Genomic DNA, 16,371 nt, shown 5'->3' with positions numbered 1-16,371 from the left:
GGGTACGACACAGGGCCCGGAAGACCATGTCTTCCGGGCCCTGTGTCGATGAACGGTCTGTTGGTCAGCTGCCGGTGTAGGGCTTCACAGTGAGGATCTCCACCTTCACCGTGCGCCCGTTCGGCGCCTCATAGGAGGCCGTGGAGCCAGCCTTCTTGCCGTTGATCGCCGCGCCGAGCGGCGACTGCGGGGAGTAGACCTCTAACTCCACGGACTCATCGAGAGAGGCCAGCTCGCGGGAGCCAAGCAGGAATCGCTCGACTTCGTCGTCGCCAGCGAACTTGATCTCTACGATCATGCCGGGCTCGACGATGCCGTCGTCGGCAGGGGTCTCGCCGACCTTGGCTCTCTGCAATAGCTGCTGCAGCTGATGGATCCGGGCTTCCTGCTTGCCCTGCTCTTCCTTGGCAGCGTGGTAACCCCCGTTCTCCGAGAGGTCACCCTCCGCCCGAGCGGCCTCGATGCGCTTGGCGATCTCGGTGCGAGCCGGTCCCATCAGATACTCGAGCTCGTCCTGAAGGCGCTTGTAAGCGTCTTCGGTGAGCCATGCGACATTGTCGCTTGCAGCGGTCACAGCATCTGCTCCTTGCCTATCGTTACGAGACCACACCCGGAGAAGGGTGTGGTCCGGAACCGGGCCTTGACCCGGTGAGCGTCGAGTTCAGGAAGAATAGACAACAGTACCAACTCGGCCTGCTCGCTGGCGATCCCGCGAGGCCGGAGGCCAACTCACGCGGCGCACCTGGATCGCCGTCCAACCCCAGGTTATGTCGACGAAGAAGCGCTGGCAGTCCGTCCAGCGGGAATCGAGCGACGAATCATTCCTGCCGTTGGCAGCTGATCAGCTCAGGGGCGATGCCATCGCCGCGCAATGGGATCTCGACGGCCACCCGTTGCCGCGCTGGTTCACCCGCCGGGACCTCGAACTCGAGTTGGCCGACCACGATGAACCGCGCGTCGACGGCGATGAGTTGACAGGTGAGGGCGGTACTGGGGGAGCGATCCACCTCCACCGTCACCGGCATGACGCCGTCCACCGGATCGTGCCACGAGTGCAGTGCGGTCCGGATGGCGCCCCGCTGCGAGTCGATGATGAGCCAGGTAGCCACCGCGGCGATCACCGCGACCACGACGATGATGATCACATTGCGGCGCCGATGGCCAGACTCCGTTGCCCCCTGGCCCAGGTGCTCAGTGGCACGTCCGTACCGGGCGGCGATCGGATCTGTGTCGGGGTTGGTCAACGGGGCTCCGGAAGGCTGTCGGTCGTCAATGGCACCATTATCTCTTGGTGGGCCGCGGAGCGTGCGTGGGCCCGGTGATACGAGGTTGAGGTAGCTGATGGCAGAACAACTCCGGCTGATGCACGTCCACGCGCATCCGGATGACGAGTCGAGTAAGGGTGCGGCATCGACGGCCCGGTATGTGGCCGAAGGGGTCGAGGTTCTGGTCGTCACCTGCACCGGTGGTGAGCGTGGATCCATCCTCAATCCGAACATGGATCGGCCTGACGTCCTCGCCAACATCAGCGAGATCCGTCGTCAGGAGATGGACCGTGCTCGCGAGATTCTCGGCGTCGAGCAGGAATGGCTCGGTTTCGTCGATTCCGGGTACCCGGAAGGTGACCCGCCGCCCCCGCTGCCAGAGGGGTCGTTCGCCACCGAGCCGGTCGAGCGGGCCGCCAGCCGGCTGGTCGAGTCCATCCGTCGGTTCCGGCCACACGTCGTCACCACCTATGACGAGAACGGCGGTTACCCACATCCGGATCACATCATGTGCCACAAGATCAGCGTGGCGGCGTTCGACGCCGCGGGTGATGGCGCGTTGTACCCGGAGGCGGGCCCGCCTTGGCAGCCCGTCAAGCTGTATTACCACCACTCGTTCCACCGGCAGCGCCATGTCGCCTTACATGAAGAGATGCTCCGACGTGGTCTCGAGTCTCCTTATGAGCAGCGGTTGAAGGAGTGGGAACCGGACCCGGCATGGGATCGGCGGATCACCACCCGGGTCGAATGTGCGGAGTATTTCCCGGTGCGAGACAAGGCGCTGCTGGCGCACGCCACACAGATCGACCCCGAGGGGCCATGGTTCGCGGTACCGCTGGCGGTGCACCAGGCCGCTTGGCCCACCGAGGACTACGAGTTGGTCCGTTCCATGGTCGACGCCGAACTCCCGGAGAACGACCTGTTCGCGGGGGTCAGGCCGAACCGCTGACAGCGCCGAACCGCTGACAGCTCCGGGAACCGTGAGATACCGCCAGGGTGTGGCTGAGTGGCGCGTAACGCCGCATGTGGAGACCGTCGCGGGCTGGCGTCATGGGTGGGAGTAAGGTGAGTGGTGTGGACGTGTTGATGGCCGTGGGAATGTTCCGTGATGGCCGCACCGGAGAGGTCGGCGGCCTGTCGGTGAGCGCTGGTTCGGCCGCCTTCTGGATCGTCGCCGCATTGCTCCTCGTCGTCATCGTGTTGTACCGGAGCATGCGCAAACAGATCGGGCGGATCAGTTTCGACGAGTCCGAGGGTGGCGAACAGCGGCGCGTCTCCCGCTCCGAGCGGACCGCCGAGTAGCACCGCCCCTCCGAGATCACCGGGCACGGACGCGGGGCGTTGATCGTGCCAGCCGACGTCGCATCAAACGGTTAGTTGGCGGTGTCGGCCGATCGAACGCAGCGGAAGCCGATGTTGCCGGCGGAACTGTCGGGAGTGTTCGAGCTGCGGGCATCGACCCGGTAGCGGTAGCAGTAGCTCGCGTGGCACAGGTGTGAGCCGCCACGCATCACCTTACGACCGGTCGACGGCGGCCCGGTCGGGTCCACTCGCGGGCCATCCCGATGCCAGACCGGGTCGAACCAGTCCGCGCACCATTCCCAGACATTGCCGGTCGTGTTGTATAAGCCATAACCGTTGGGTGGGTAGGCGTCTACCGGCGCGGTGCCGACGTAGCCGTCGGCTCCGGTGTCTCTTGTGGGGAACGTCCCCTGCCAGACGTTCATGCGATGTTCGCCGGCTGGTTCGCGTTGGTCGCCCCACGGGTACCGCTGCTGGACGAGGCCACCACGGGCTGCGTATTCCCACTCGGCCTCGGTGGGCAGTCGTTTGCCGGCCCAATTCGCGTAGGCGCGCGCGTCTCGCCAGGTCAGATGGACGGCTGGATGATCCATCCGGTCAGCGATGGTGGATTGGGGGCCTTCCGGATGCCGCCAGTCAGCGCCCTGCACTTCCCGCCACCAGGGTGCGTCGGAGACGGCGCGGGTTGGTGGGAAGTTCGCGGGCAAATACGCGGCGAACACGAACGATGTGCCGAGCCGCTCGGCCACGGTGACCCATCCGGTCGCGTCGGCGAACGTGGAGAAGTTCTCATTGCTGACGGTGGTGGTATCGATCCAGAACGGGCTGAGTGTCACCTCGCGAGCCGGACCTTCGCCATCCGCCGGGTAACCGTCCGTACGGTCGGTTCCCATGATGAACGCCCCGCCGGGCAGCAAGACCATACCCGCCGAGCCGACGCCGGGTCCGGTAGGGATCGTGGCGTCGGGTGCGACGGCGGACGGCTGGTCGGGGTCGCGGGCGGCCCCGCAACAAGCGGCTGATCCGGTCACGTCATGACCTTATCGCGTCGGGAATAGTGTCGGTGGGCCCGAATAGACTGAAGAACCATGGCTGCCAGTCGAACCGCCGTCGAAACCCTGATAGCGGTGCGCAAAGCTCGTGACCTCATCGACCGCTGCTACGCCGAGCCGCTCGACCTCGACCGCATCGCCGCGGCTGCGGGGTATTCACGGTTTCACTTCGTCCGGGCGTTCCGGTCGGCCTACGGAGAGACGCCCGGCCGATACCTGACCCGACGGCGGGTCGAGCGCGGCCAAGAACTACTGCGTTCGGTCAACTTAACCGTCACCGAGGTATGCCACCTGGTGGGCTTCTCGAGCCTGGGGTCGTTCAGCAGCTTGTTCCGGGAACTGGTAGGGGTGTCACCCGCGCAATATCAGCGTGAGGCCCATCAGGCCGGGCCGCCCCCTATCCCTGGATGCTACGTGCTCATGCTGACGGCACCCCCACCCAAGCGCCCGTCGGCACAGACGTCAGCTGACCACGCGCCGCCGCCGGACGTCGAGGCACACAGAGCAATGCCGGAGAAGCCAACGGTGACCGCGCGGCCGTAACGTCGATCGTGTTCATCCAGCCGCGTCTGCGGACTCGATATACAAGGAGCGCGAAATGATCACGAAACTTGGCGTGGCCGGCGTCTATGTCCATGACTACGACGAAGCGAAGGCCTTCTTCGTCGACAAGCTGGGCTTCGAGGTCCGGCACGACCTGACAATGGGCGTCGGGTACCGGTGGTTGACCGTGGGTCCGGCCGGTGCCCCCGACTTCCAGCTGGCGTTGACCGTGCCGGGCGCACCGAAACACGACGACGAGACGACGGCAATGATCCGGGCCCTGATGGCGAAGGGTGTGCTCAGCGGCGGTGCTTGGCACACCGAAGACTGCCGGAAGACCTACGAGGTACTTGCCGCTCGGGGTGTGGAGTTCCTCCAGGAGCCGACCGACCGCCCGTACGGTGTGGAGGCAGTGTTCAGAGACGTCTCGGGTAACTGGTACAGCCTGAACGAGATCAACGACGAGGCGCTCGATCCCGATGCGATGAAGGATGCGTTCCCTTCCTGACCATGCCTGCGTGGTCCGGATGGTCGGCACCGGTGGATGTTCGCCTGAATTGTTCGGTGATTCCGGTGAATCGGCGGCACCCGGGTAGCGTGGTTGGTAGAGATTGATCCGTGCCACTGCCTACACGACGAAGGACCTGGGTGAACCGCCTCAGCAACGCGTCGAGTCCTTACCTCCTCCAACACCAAGACAACCCGGTTGATTGGTGGGAATGGGGCGACGACGCCTTCGCCGAAGCGGAGCGCCGGGATGTGCCGGTGATGATCAGTGTTGGCTACGCGGCCTGCCACTGGTGCCACGTCATGGCACACGAGTCGTTCGAGGACGAGGCCATCGCCACCCTCCTGAACGAGCAGTTCGTGGCGATCAAGGTAGACCGCGAGGAACGGCCCGACGTCGACGCCGTGTACATGGAGGCGGTGCAGGCCCTGACCGGTCAGGGTGGCTGGCCGATGACGGTGTTCGTCACCCCCGCCGGCAAACCGTTCTACGCCGGAACGTACTACCCGCCGCAGCCCCGCCCAGGTCTGCCGTCGTTCCGCCAGGTGGTGGAGGCGGTGGCCGATGCCTGGCGACAGCGGCGCGATCAGGTGGAGAACGCCTCGCAGGAGATCGCGCAGCGCCTGGACGGTCCGCGCACCGTTGCCGAACGGCCAGCGCCGTCGGCAGAACAGCTCGACGCCGCGGTGCACCGGTTGGCCGCTTCGTTCGACGAGGAACACGCCGGGTTCGGGGGTGCACCCAAGTTCCCGCCGTCCATGGTGCTGGAGTTCCTCCTCCGGCACCATGCCCGCACCGCCTCCGACTCCGCCCTGCACATGGTGGAACGTACCGCTGAGCGGATGGCCCGCGGTGGCCTTTACGACCAGCTGGCCGGCGGATTCGCCCGCTACTGCGTGGACCAGGCCTGGGTGGTGCCGCACTTCGAGAAGATGCTGTACGACAACGCGTTGTTGCTTCGCGTCTACACCCACCTGTGGCGGGCCACCGGTTCGCCGCTGGCAGCCCGCGTCGCACGAGAGACCGCCGAGTTCCTGATGCGCGACCTACGGACCGCGGAGGGTGCGTTCGCCAGTGCCCTCGACGCGGACGCCGTCGATCCCGTGTCCGGTCAGCCGGCCGAAGGTGCGTCCTACGTGTGGACGCCGGCCAACATCTACGAAGCCCTCGACGCCGCCGACGCCGCCTGGGCCGTCGAACTCCTCGGTGTCACCGAGGCCGGGACCTTCGAGCGGGGCTATTCCACCCTTCAGCTCCCAGCCGACCCGGCCGACCCGGATCGGTGGGCACGGGTCCGCGCCCGCCTACTCTCAGCTCGCGAGCAGAGACCGCAGCCCGCACTCGACGACAAGGTCGTCACCGCCTGGAATGGCCTGGCCATCGCGGCCCTGGCCGAGGCTGGTGCCCTGTTTGACGAGCCGGCCTGGGTCGACGCCGCGGTCGAGTGCGCGGATCTGCTCATCCGGGTGCACCTTGACGAACGTGGGCGGCTGCGCCGAGTATCGCGCCGCGGGGTGGTCGGCGAACCCGACGGTGTGCTCGAAGACTATGCCGACCTCGCCGAGGGATTCCTGGCCCTGTTGGCCGTTACGGGCGACCCGGCCTGGTTGTCCCTGGCTGAGCAGTTACTCGACACCGTCCTCGGGCGCTTCGCCGACCCGGATGGAGGGTTCTTCGACACCGGCGACGACACTACTGACAGCCGGTTGGCCGGGGTGCGCCGACCGCAGGACCCGACCGACAACGCCACCCCGTCCGGCTGGTCCGCGGCCGCAGGTGCGCTCTTGACGTTCGCGGCGTATACGGGCTCGGCGCGGCATCGGGAAGCGGCGGAGGCGGCGCTTGGCGTGTATGACGCCCTGGCCGTGCAGGCCCCGCGCTTCGCCGGATGGGGCCTGGCGACGGCCGAGGCGCTGTTGGCCGGTCCGGTCGAGGTGGCCGTCGTCGGCGACCCTGCTGATCCGCGCACCTGGGAGTTGCACCAGGCCGCCTTGCGGCAGGCGGCGGCCGGGGCAGCCGTTGTGGCCGGTGACCCGCGGGATCCGTCGTCGTCGATGGTGCCATTGCTTCGCCAGCGCCCCCTCGTCGACGATGCACCGGCGGCGTACGTGTGCCGTCATTTCGTGTGTGCCCGACCTGCCAGTGACGTGGCGGAGTTGGCCACCCAGATGTCGTTCAGTGATCGTTAGCAGTTTTCCGCCCCCACTCCCCGTGATCGTCGCCGGGATCCGGTCGCTATAGCGACGCAAACCCGGCAACGATCACGGGGAGTGGGGGCGGAAAACTGCTAACGATCACGGGTCTAGGCGGCACGTTCGGACAGGTAGGCCGCTTCGATCTCGGCCAGCACATCATGGGGGCATGCACGTAGCCGTTGCGGTGAAACCGGGATGACGAGCCAGCCATGTGAAGCGAGCAAAGCCCGTCGCTGCTCGGTCTTCTCGTACATGTCTCCGAATCGATGCCATTCCACCGAGTCGACCTCGACGATCAGCCTGCGGATCGAGAAATAGGCATCGGGAACCAGATTCGGCAGCCCAGGAAGCGGTCCGTTGTACGTCGGAGTTGGCAAGATCTCGGATGACGCGATCAGGTCCCGTAGCTCGCACTCAGGGGCCGACCTGCAGCCCGCCGACACATCGTCGACCGCCCGACGTGCCAACGCCGAGCCACGACGTGGACCGTGCTCTAGCTCATCAGCGAGCGCGTCAACCGTAGTCAGGCCGCGCTGGATAGCTTCGCATGTCAGGGCACGCACATCTTGGAGGGCTTTGCGATAGGCGACGTCGGCCCCCGGGACGGTGAGAATCGGTTGTCCGTTGGCGCGCCGTGGGATGGTGCGGGCAGTGATGAGGCCGACCGTTCGAGAGGTGTCCATAACGGCGCGTGCCACCGAGGCGACCCGGACGGGTTTGACGAATGCCGATGCCTCGGCGGGTGAAGGTCGCCAAAGCTGGTAGCCCGGTAGCCGCGTCGTGACGATGATCCGAACGAATCCGGCCTGGGGTCGCCGGTCCTCGGGGCGAGCCAGCAACTGGACGCCCTCGTCGTCGGGGACGTACCGCAGTCCAAGGAGCTGACAGGCGCGCGCACCAGTGATCCTGGCCGACGTGCCGCCGTACATCGATGCCGCGTAGACATGATGAGCCGGGGTGAGTTGGCCATTGAATATCGCATAGACCCCTGGGAGTATCCGAGTCCAGCGTTTGCTACGTAGTTTGTGCCGGATCGCCGACGGCGTCATGCCGGACTGTAGCGCTTGGGTGTGGGTGATCAGGTCGAGTTGGGTCGTGGCCAGGTGCTTGAGATCGTCGTCCATGCCGAAGAGCGTGTGATGCCTGCTGTGTCTGCGTAAGACCTTGCTGGGCAGTTGTGGAAAACTCTGGCTCCTCGGCGCCTAAACCTGTGGACAACTTCGGTGATCGTTGCCGGATATCTGCCCTCCAACCCGGTGATCGAACTCAACATCCGGTCGCTATGGCGACGCAAACCCGGCAACGATCACGGGGAGTGGGGGCGGAAAACTGCTAACGATCACGGGGAGTGGGGGCGGGCTGGGCGCCCCGCGGGATGATGCCGGCCGCCACGCGGGATGATATGGGCATGAGCGACGACGCTACGAACTCCACCATGTCTGGGGACACCGACTATCGCATCGAGCACGACACCATGGGCGAGGTCCGAGTCCCGGCCACAGCCAAATACCGCGCCCAGACTCAGCGGGCCGTCGAAAACTTCCCCGTCTCCGGCACCCGGATCGAGAACTCCCTGATCCACGCGCTCGCATCGATCAAGGGTATCGCCGCGACCGTCAACGCCGAGCTGGGTGTGATTGACGCCGACATCGGCCAGTCGATCCACGCCGCCGCCGCCGAGGTAGCCCGTGGCGAATACAACGATCATTTCCCGATCGACGTGTTCCAGACCGGCTCCGGCACGTCCAGCAACATGAACGCCAACGAGGTCATCGCCACCCTCGCCACCGAAGGCCTAGGTAGTCCGGTCCACCCGAACGACCACGTCAACGCGTCGCAATCAAGCAACGACGTCTTCCCATCGGCGATCCACGTTGCTGCCACGGTGGCCGTCGTACGCGACCTGGTCCCGGCGCTCCAGCATCTGCGCGACGCGCTGTCGGCCAAGGCGGACGAGTTCGCGTCGGTGGTCAAGAGCGGCCGGACCCACCTGATGGACGCCACCCCCGTCACCCTGGGCCAGGAGTTCGGCGGCTACGCGGCGCAGATCGGATACGGGATCGAGCGGCTGGAGTCAGCGCTGCCGCGAGTGGCCGAGCTTCCGCTGGGCGGTACCGCGGTGGGCACGGGTATCAACACGCCGCCCGGCTTCGCCGAGAAAGTGATTAGCCGGCTCGCAGCAGACTCCGGACTGCCGTTCACCGAAGCGCGCAATCACTTCGAGGCGCAAGGCGCACAGGACGGGCTGGTCGAGTTGTCGGGCCAGCTGCGGACCATCGCGGTCTCGTTGAACAAGATCTCCAACGACGTGCGCTGGATGGGATCCGGGCCGCGCACCGGTCTGGCAGAACTTGCCTTGCCCGACCTTCAGCCCGGCTCGTCGATCATGCCGGGCAAGGTCAACCCGGTGATCCCGGAGGCCCTATGTATGGTGTGCGCCCAGGTGATCGGCAACGACGCTACGGTCGCCTTCGCCGGGGCGTCGGGCAACTTCGAGCTGAACGTCATGCTGCCGGTGATCGCCCGCAACCTGTTGGAGTCGATCCGGCTGCTGGCCAATATCAGCCGGCTATTCGCCGACCGTTGCGTGAACGGGCTAGCGGCCAACGAGGAACGGTGCCGGGAGTACGCGGAGTCGTCGCCGTCCGTCGTCACCCCGCTCAACCGCTACATCGGGTATGAGGAAGCCGCGAAGGTCGCCAAGCAGTCCCTGGCGGAGCGCAAGACGATCCGCGAGGTCGTGGTGGAGCGCGGTTACATCGACCAGGGCAAGCTCACCGAGGCGCAGCTCGACGAGGCGCTCGACGTCCTGCGGATGACTCGTCCCTGAGGACGTGGCCCAAGCCCCGGTGATCGTTGCCGGGATCCGGTCGCCAGCCCCGGGTGATCGTTGCCGGGATCCGGTCGCTATAGCGACGCACGATGGGCAACGATCACCGGGTGGGAGGGCGGAAAAGCGGCAACGATCACCGGGCGGTCACGAGACGGGTGGCTGTTCCAACATCTCGGTGACCAGGGCGGCGATCGGTGACCTTTCGGAGCGGGTCAGGGTGACGTGTGCGAACAGTGGATGTCCCTTGAGCTTCTCGACCACCGCGACGATGCCGTCGTACCGGCCGACTCGTAGATTGTCGCGCTGGCCGACATCGTGGGTGAGTACCACTCGGGAGTTGCTCCCGATCCGCGACAACACCGTCAACAAGACGTTGCGTTCCAGCGACTGGGCTTCGTCGACGATCACGAATGCGTCGTGCAGAGACCTGCCCCGGATGTGGGTCAAGGGCAACACCTCGAACATGTCGCGTTCGATGACCTCGTCGACGACGTCTTGAGTGGTCAGCGCTCCAAGAGTGTCATATACGGCCTGCCCCCACGGACTCATCTTCTCCGTCTCGCTGCCCGGGAGATAGCCGAGCTCTTGGCCGCCGACCGCGTAGAGCGGGCGGAAGACGATCACCTTCTTGTGCAGCCGCCGCTCCAGCACCGCCTCGAGCCCGGCGCAGAGCGCCAACGCCGACTTGCCAGTACCTGCCCGTCCGCCGAGTGAGACGATCCCGATCTGGTCGTCGAGCAGCAGATCGAGTGCGATGCGCTGCTCCGCCGACCGCCCATGTAGGCCGAACGCCTCACGGTCGCCCCGAACCAGCTGAACGGATTTGTCCGCGGTGACCCGGCCCAAACCACTGCCTCGCTCGCTGTGCAACACCACCCCGGTGTGACAGGGCAGCTCACGGGCCGCTTGGAGGTCGACGGTGCCGCCCTGGTACAGCTCGTCCAGGACCGACCCACCGACGTCGATCTCGGCCATGCCGGTCCACCCGGACTCGACGACGGCCTCCGCACGGTACTCCTCCGCCTGCAAACCGACCGACGATGCTTTGACGCGCATCGGCAGATCTTTGGAGACGAGTACGACGTGCCGGCCGTCCGCGGCGAGGTTCAGTGCCACGGCCAGAATGCGGGAGTCGTTGTCGCCAAGCCGGAAGCCGGCCGGCAGCACCTCTGGATCGGAGTGGTTGAGTTCGACGCGCACCGAGCCGCCGTCGGCTCCGACCGGCAACGGCTCGTCGAGCCGTCCATGCTCGATGCGAAGCTCGTCGAGCAGCCGTAACGCGCTGCGCGCGAAGTAGCCCAGCTCCGAATGGTGTCGCTTACCCTCCAACTCGGTGATGACGACGATCGGAAGCACGACCTCGTGCTCGGCGAAGCGCAGGATCGCGTACGGGTCGGCCAGCAACACGCTGGTGTCGAGAACGTACGTCGTGCGCTGGCTGGATGGGACCGGGTGATGACGAGTGTGAGTCCTGGAAGCGGCCACGTCCGTCTCCCTCGTGCCTGAGCGCACCCGACTCAGACTTCCTAGTCGCGTGAAGAGCCGGGACCGGGCCACGAGGGCCGGGTGCCGGCCCTCCCATCGCGCCGTGGTAGCAGCACGTTGGACGAGCCTCCCGAACGGCTGGTTCACTCCCCAACCGTCACTGACCAGGGTACATGGGATGGTGCCGGGTGCGCCCGGACACGCCAGAACGGGTGGTGAACATTGCTGTCCGCTGGTGAACACTCCGTAGCGGGTGGTGCGGGGTACCGGGGTTGTGCTCGGTCCGTGGCGCCCGTCCCTGGATCTGGATGAGGAACGACGACGAACCTGGATGAGGAACGACGACGAACCTGGATGAGGAACGACGACGAACCTGGATCAGGTACGACGACGGACTCGACCGTCCGCGCTGCCACGTCCTCAGTGGCCGAAGCGGCGCTCCCGCTCGCTATACGAACGCAACGCACGGAGGAAGTCGACGTGACGGAAGTCCGGCCACAGGGCCTCGCAGAAGTAGTACTCGGAGTTCGCGCTCTGCCAGAGCAGGAAACCGGACTGCCGCTGCTCGCCGCTAGCCCGGATGACCAAGTCCGGGTCGGGCTGGCCCTTGGTGTACAGGTGCTGGGCGATGTCTTCGGCGGTGATAGACGTGGCGAGTTCTTCCAGCGAGGTACCGCGCTCGGAGTGTTCCAGCAGCAGCGCCCGAACCGCGTCGGCGATCTCGCGCCGGCCGCCGTATCCGACGGCGACGTTGACGTGCATCCCGACGACGTCGCGGGTGGTGTCGGCGGCCTCCTTCAACACGGTCGCGGTGCGGTCGGGCAGCAGGTCGAGTGCGCCTACTGGGTGTACCCGCCAACGGCGGGCTCCGGCGAGTTTGTCGATGAGGCCTTCGATAATCCCCAGCAGGGGTACAAGCTCACCCTCCGGCCGGTCGAGGTTGTCAGTGGAGAGCAGCCACAACGTCACCACCGGGATGCGCAGTTCGTCGCACCAAGTGAGGAACTCTTGGGCTTTCTCGGCTCCAGCCTGGTGGCCACTGGCGGTGGGAGCACCGAACGCTCGCGCCCAGCGCCGGTTGCCGTCGAGGATAACCGCCACATGTTCGGGAAGCCGGGCCGGCTCCAGTTGCCGTTGCAAGGTGCGTGCATAGACCCGGTAGACCACCTCGGACAGGCCCATGACCACCTCCTTCCGCCGCCGGTGCGTACCGCTCCGGCGAGAAGACTACCCCGTTCACATCTTGGACGGTTGAGCCCGCGGTTTGGTTGTCCGGTGGCCGCCACGGGTGTTGGGCGGACGGTCGGTGTTGTGGTTTACCGTGGAAGCATGCCGATCGACGCGCAGGTTCGCGATGCTCTAGCCGCGGTCCGTCCCAAGCTGCGCGGATGGCTGCACGCTGCGACGTTCCCGGTGGCGGTCGTGGCCGGGCTCACGCTTGTCATCCTGGCACCGACGGCGATGGTTCGGGCCAGTGCGGCGCTCTACACGTTGACCGCCGCGCTGCTCTTCGGTATCAGTGCCCTCTACCATCGGGGGCACTGGTCGCCTCGGGTAGCGGCGTCGCTCAAGCGGCTTGACCACGCCAACATCTTTCTGATCATCGCAGGCACTTATACGCCGTTCACGCTGCTGATCTTGCCGTCGGAGTCGGCCCGCGTGCTGCTCTCACTGGTCTGGATCGGTGCCTTGCTGGGCGTCGGATTCCGGGTGTTCTGGCTGAGTGCGCCGCGGTGGTTGTACGTCCCGATCTACATCGCGCTGGGCTGGGCCGCGGTGTTCTGGCTGCCACAGTTCGCAGCCCACGGGGGTGCCGCGGTGGTGGCGTTGATCATCGCCGGCGGGCTTCTCTACACCGCGGGAGCGGTGGTGTACGGGGTGAAGCGTCCTAATCCATGGCCGCGCTGGTTCGGCTTCCACGAGGTGTTCCACGCCTTTACCCTTGCCGGCTTCGCCAGCCACCACGTCGGTATCTGGCTCGCGGCATTCGGTGTGGGAGCCGTCGCGGCACACTAGCGTCGCTAGGGCGCTGGACGTCCGGCACGGCGGCGGGCGAGATAGACGTAGTACTCGATCTGTCGCCCCTCCCGGCGGACCGACCGGACGAGCTCGGTGACCTCTCCAACTACGTCGGCTAGGGCTGAAGCGAGGTAGGGCGCAGGCGCGGCCGCCCAGATGGCCAGTATCCCGTCCGGGGCTAACGCGTCTGCTGCCGCTCCGAGTGACGGCGGCTCGTAGACGGCGGCGTTCGTCTCTCGGACCAGGAATCCTGGACCGTTGTCGACATCAAGAAGGATGCCGTCGAAGCCAGCGGGCGGTGCCGTCCGCAGGACGTCATTGATATCGCCCGTTGTGGTCACGACACGTGGATCAGCAACGACGTGCTCCGTCCCAGGTACTAGGCCGGCCCTGATCCAATCGATCAGTAGTGGTTCGATCTCCACCACGTTGATCCGGTCGACACGTGCGTCGGCCAATAGTGAAGCCAGGGTGAAGCCGAGCCCAAGGCCCCCGACGAGTACCCGGCGAGGTGCCGGGTGACGCTCGAGGAACGCATCCGCGAGCAGTTGTTCAGTGGAGGTCTCGGCGGTGTCCATCAAGAACGTGCCGTTGATGATGAGCTCGTGGACGAGTCCGGACGACGCGATTCGGCGACGCAGCACGACCTCTCCAGAGTTTCCGTCGCCACGGGCGATGACCTCGGGAAGTTCGTGCACCAGTCCACCGTATGCCGAGTCGGTTCAGGCTTGACATCTGGGCAGCGCGGCGGACGAAACCGGTCGTAGCACAACGAGTTGTCGAGTGTCGTGACTACCACTGTGATGTTGCTTGCGCGAAACGCTTGGCCAACGTTCGGCTGTGGCGTAATGTGCCTCACACGTCGCCCGGAGCCGTGGTGACACAGCTAAACCCGGGAGTGACGTGAAGATCGCTTCAGGGAGGTAAGCGTGGGTCGAAGAAGCGTCGCCGTGGGCGCGGTCATCGCCATGACAACCGCCCTCGTCGCATGTGGAAGCGACGACGGGCCACCCACACTCACCTGGTACATCAACCCCGACGACGGTGGACAAGCTGCGATTGCCGCGCGGTGTACCGACGAGGCCGACGGCCAGTACCGCGTCGTCACCTCCTTGTTACCGCGTGAGGCATCAGCCCAGCGTGAACAGCTCGCCAGGCGGCTAGCGGCCAAAGACAGCTCCATCGATTTGATGAGTCTGGATCCGCCGTTCATCCCAGAGTTCGCCGAGGCCGGTTTTCTCGCCGAGATCCCCGACGATGTCGCAGCGGCGGTCACCGAAGACGTCGTGCAAGGTGCCATCGACGGCGCCACCTGGAAAGACGAACTCGTCGCCATTCCGTTCTGGGCCAACACCCAGATCCTGTGGTACCGCAAGTCGGTTGCCGAGGCGGCTGGACTCGACCCGGAGAACGAGCCGGTCACCTGGGACGACGTCATCGATGCCGCCCGCGACCAAGACAAATACATCGGCGCCCAAGGGGTCCGGGCCGAGGCGTTGACGGTGTGGATCAACGCGCTGGTCGAGTCGGCAGGTGGGCAGATCATCGAGAACCCGGACGAGCCGGTCGAGGACATCCGTCTCGGTATCGAGTCCGACGCGGGCCGGGCGGCAGCGGACATCATGAGCACCATCGGCCGCGAGGGACTGGGTGGGCCCGGTTTCTCGAATCAGGACGAAGGCCTCTCGATGTTCCAGTTCCAGAGCGACCGGGGTTCGTTTATGGTCAACTGGCCATTCGTCTGGGCCGCTACCAATGCCGCCGTCGACGAGGGCAACGTGGACCAAGAGGTGCTCGACGACATCGGTTGGGCTCTGTACCCAGCGATGAGTTCCGATCAGCCGGCTCGACCCCCGTACGGCGGCATCAATATCGGCATCGGCACCCATACCGATCACCTTGATGAAGCGTTGGCGGCGGTCCAATGCCTCGTCTCGCCGGAGAATCAGGCGTTCTACTTCGTGAACGATGGCAACCCGGCGGCGCACACCGCGGCCTACGAAGACCCGGACGTGCAGGCGACGTTCCCGATGGCCGACGTGATCCGAGACTCGCTGGAGGCGGCTGCGCCGCGGCCGCAGACGCCTTACTACAACGAGGTCTCTACCGGGCTGCAGAACACGTGGCATCCACCAGGGAGTGTCCGGCCGGAATCCTCCCCTGAGACCGCGACGGATCTGATTGTCGCCGTGCTACGAGGGGAGAGGCTGCTATGACTACCACTGAGCAGCCCGTACAGACGTCGCCTCGAGGAGCGGGCCGGGCCCGGATCAGCGACCGAGCCCGATCCGAGCGTCGGCTCGGGTGGTGGCTCGCCGGTCCCGCCTTCGCCGTGATGCTGCTCGTCACCGCCTACCCGATCGGGCAGGCGGTCTACGAGTCGTTGTTCCAATACCGGCTTACCGACCCGGACGCACGCGAGTTCAACGGGCTGGGCAACTACGCGGTGATCCTGACGGACAGCGTGTGGTGGCAGGCGGTCGGAGTCACCGTGTTCATCACGGTCATCACGGTGGCCATCGAGGCCGTGCTCGGGTTCGCCTTGGCCTTGGTGATGCATCGAGCGCTGACGGTCCTGCGGCCATTGCTGCGGACCGCGATCCTGGTTCCGTACGCCATCATCACCGTCGTTTCCGCCTTCGCCTGGCTCTATGCATTCGGTAGCGGTACCGGGTTCATCAACCAGTGGTTCGGTTGGCTGCCGGGGATCAACGAAGACCTGGACTGGTTCGGAAGCTTCGGTACGTCGGTCACGGTGATCATCGCATCCGAGATCTGGAAGACCACCCCCTTCATCTCGCTCCTCTTGCTGGCCGGCCTGGCCCAGGTGCCAGAAGACCTACAAGAGGCAGCCAAGGTAGACGGCGCCACGTGGTGGCAGCGGCTGTACAAGGTGACGATCCCGAACATGAAGGCGGCCATCATGGTCGCCCTGCTGTTCCGGACGCTCGACGCGTTCCGCATCTTCGACAACGTGTTCATCATGACGCAAGGTGCACAAGGCACCGAAGTGGTGTCGTTCCTTGCCTATAGACAGACGATCAGCCGGCTGGAGATCGGCATGGGGTCGGCGGTGTCCGTCCTGCTCTTCTTGTGCGTAGTCCTTATCAGCGTCACCTTCATCAAGCTGTTCAAGGTCAATCTGGCCAGCGCGAGAGGGGAGGGCTGA

General features: G+C 65.7%; 16 protein-coding genes. 9 read left to right on the top strand and 7 right to left on the bottom strand.

What is annotated here, in order from left to right; all coding sequences use genetic code 11:
• Positions 1-64 precede the first annotated feature (64 nt).
• Positions 65-574 (bottom strand): transcription elongation factor GreA, encoded by a 510-nt coding sequence (gene greA, locus G8760_RS07380; RefSeq protein ID WP_166349108.1) that lies wholly within the window; start codon positions 572-574, stop codon positions 65-67.
• 244 nt (positions 575-818) lie between these two features.
• A complete protein-coding gene (locus G8760_RS07375) occupies positions 819-1,244 on the bottom strand; it encodes a DUF4307 domain-containing protein (RefSeq protein WP_166349105.1) in 426 nt (141 codons plus the stop codon).
• A gap of 97 nt (positions 1,245-1,341) precedes the next feature.
• Here G8760_RS07375 and mca point away from each other — a divergent pair, with 97 nt between their 5' ends.
• Both mca and G8760_RS07365 read left to right on the top strand, forming a co-directional pair.
• Positions 1,342-2,214, top strand: a complete 873-nt coding sequence (mca, locus tag G8760_RS07370; RefSeq protein WP_166349102.1) for a mycothiol conjugate amidase Mca — start codon at positions 1,342-1,344, stop codon at positions 2,212-2,214.
• Between the two features lie 125 nt (positions 2,215-2,339).
• Positions 2,340-2,567, top strand: coding sequence for a hypothetical protein (locus tag G8760_RS07365; protein ID WP_166349099.1), 228 nt, complete (start codon positions 2,340-2,342; stop codon positions 2,565-2,567).
• A gap of 71 nt (positions 2,568-2,638) precedes the next feature.
• Here the strand turns inward: G8760_RS07365 and G8760_RS07360 are convergent, their stop codons facing one another.
• Positions 2,639-3,598 carry a formylglycine-generating enzyme family protein gene (locus G8760_RS07360; protein WP_207782114.1) on the bottom strand — a complete coding sequence of 320 codons (960 nt, stop codon included), beginning with the start codon at positions 3,596-3,598 and terminating at the stop codon, positions 2,639-2,641.
• 57 nt (positions 3,599-3,655) lie between these two features.
• Between G8760_RS07360 and G8760_RS07355 the strand changes: the two genes are divergently transcribed.
• From G8760_RS07355 to G8760_RS07345, 3 genes are all read left to right on the top strand, one after another.
• Entirely contained in the window at positions 3,656-4,162 is a 507-nt protein-coding gene (locus tag G8760_RS07355) for a helix-turn-helix transcriptional regulator (RefSeq protein ID WP_166349095.1), read from the top strand.
• 55 nt (positions 4,163-4,217) lie between these two features.
• The gene (locus G8760_RS07350; protein ID WP_166349092.1) at positions 4,218-4,670 is read left to right on the top strand and encodes a VOC family protein; all 453 of its coding nucleotides are present in this window, start codon (positions 4,218-4,220) and stop codon (positions 4,668-4,670) included.
• A 140-nt stretch (positions 4,671-4,810) separates the two neighbouring features.
• Positions 4,811-6,859, top strand: a complete 2,049-nt coding sequence (locus G8760_RS07345) for a thioredoxin domain-containing protein (RefSeq protein ID WP_166349088.1) — start codon at positions 4,811-4,813, stop codon at positions 6,857-6,859.
• 113 nt (positions 6,860-6,972) lie between these two features.
• On the opposite strand, the gene G8760_RS07340 is transcribed toward G8760_RS07345, so the two are convergent.
• Positions 6,973-7,989 carry a type IV toxin-antitoxin system AbiEi family antitoxin domain-containing protein gene (locus G8760_RS07340; protein WP_166349084.1) on the bottom strand — a complete coding sequence of 339 codons (1,017 nt, stop codon included), beginning with the start codon at positions 7,987-7,989 and terminating at the stop codon, positions 6,973-6,975.
• Positions 7,990-8,273: 284 nt separating this feature from the next.
• On the opposite strand from G8760_RS07340, the gene G8760_RS07335 reads away from it, so the two are divergent.
• Positions 8,274-9,695 (top strand): class II fumarate hydratase, encoded by a 1,422-nt coding sequence (locus G8760_RS07335; protein WP_246222467.1) that lies wholly within the window; start codon positions 8,274-8,276, stop codon positions 9,693-9,695.
• 147 nt (positions 9,696-9,842) lie between these two features.
• On the opposite strand, the gene phoH2 is transcribed toward G8760_RS07335, so the two are convergent.
• Both phoH2 and G8760_RS07325 read right to left on the bottom strand, forming a co-directional pair.
• Positions 9,843-11,183, bottom strand: a complete 1,341-nt coding sequence (gene phoH2, locus G8760_RS07330) for an RNA 5'-3' helicase PhoH2 (protein WP_166349080.1) — start codon at positions 11,181-11,183, stop codon at positions 9,843-9,845.
• Positions 11,184-11,603: 420 nt separating this feature from the next.
• Complete coding sequence (locus G8760_RS07325; RefSeq protein WP_166349077.1) at positions 11,604-12,365, bottom strand: isoprenyl transferase; 762 nt, start codon at positions 12,363-12,365, stop codon at positions 11,604-11,606.
• A 147-nt stretch (positions 12,366-12,512) separates the two neighbouring features.
• On the opposite strand from G8760_RS07325, the gene trhA reads away from it, so the two are divergent.
• Positions 12,513-13,199 carry a PAQR family membrane homeostasis protein TrhA gene (gene trhA / locus G8760_RS07320; protein WP_166349037.1) on the top strand — a complete coding sequence of 229 codons (687 nt, stop codon included), beginning with the start codon at positions 12,513-12,515 and terminating at the stop codon, positions 13,197-13,199.
• 5 nt (positions 13,200-13,204) lie between these two features.
• Here trhA and G8760_RS07315 read toward each other — a convergent pair whose 3' ends face one another.
• The gene (locus G8760_RS07315; protein WP_207782113.1) at positions 13,205-13,900 is read right to left on the bottom strand and encodes a spermine/spermidine synthase domain-containing protein; all 696 of its coding nucleotides are present in this window, start codon (positions 13,898-13,900) and stop codon (positions 13,205-13,207) included.
• Between the two features lie 231 nt (positions 13,901-14,131).
• On the opposite strand from G8760_RS07315, the gene G8760_RS07310 reads away from it, so the two are divergent.
• Together G8760_RS07310 and G8760_RS07305 are read left to right on the top strand one after the other, a co-directional pair.
• Complete coding sequence (locus G8760_RS07310) at positions 14,132-15,418, top strand: extracellular solute-binding protein (RefSeq protein ID WP_207782112.1); 1,287 nt, start codon at positions 14,132-14,134, stop codon at positions 15,416-15,418.
• Entirely contained in the window at positions 15,415-16,371 is a 957-nt protein-coding gene (locus tag G8760_RS07305; protein ID WP_166349032.1) for a carbohydrate ABC transporter permease, read from the top strand. Before G8760_RS07310 ends, G8760_RS07305 begins: the two co-directional genes overlap by 4 nt.

Source organism: Phytoactinopolyspora limicola (genome assembly GCF_011320225.1).
GTDB classification, from domain to species: domain Bacteria; phylum Actinomycetota; class Actinomycetes; order Jiangellales; family Jiangellaceae; genus Phytoactinopolyspora; species Phytoactinopolyspora limicola.
This window is presented reverse-complemented; position numbering and strand designations above follow the sequence as displayed.

What these genes read in the sequence shown, in the direction of transcription:
- G8760_RS07335 (WP_246222467.1), top strand. Translation starts at nt 8,274, where the DNA reads ATGAGCGACGACGCTACGAACTCCACCATGTCTGGGGACACCGACTAT.
- G8760_RS07340 (WP_166349084.1), bottom strand. Translation starts at nt 7,989, where the DNA reads ATGGACGACGATCTCAAGCACCTGGCCACGACCCAACTCGACCTGATC.
- G8760_RS07350 (WP_166349092.1), top strand. Translation starts at nt 4,218, where the DNA reads ATGATCACGAAACTTGGCGTGGCCGGCGTCTATGTCCATGACTACGAC.
- G8760_RS07355 (WP_166349095.1), top strand. Translation starts at nt 3,656, where the DNA reads ATGGCTGCCAGTCGAACCGCCGTCGAAACCCTGATAGCGGTGCGCAAA.
- trhA (WP_166349037.1), top strand. Translation starts at nt 12,513, where the DNA reads ATGCCGATCGACGCGCAGGTTCGCGATGCTCTAGCCGCGGTCCGTCCC.
- G8760_RS07305 (WP_166349032.1), top strand. Translation starts at nt 15,415, where the DNA reads ATGACTACCACTGAGCAGCCCGTACAGACGTCGCCTCGAGGAGCGGGC.
- mca (WP_166349102.1), top strand. Translation starts at nt 1,342, where the DNA reads ATGGCAGAACAACTCCGGCTGATGCACGTCCACGCGCATCCGGATGAC.
- G8760_RS07325 (WP_166349077.1), bottom strand. Translation starts at nt 12,365, where the DNA reads ATGGGCCTGTCCGAGGTGGTCTACCGGGTCTATGCACGCACCTTGCAA.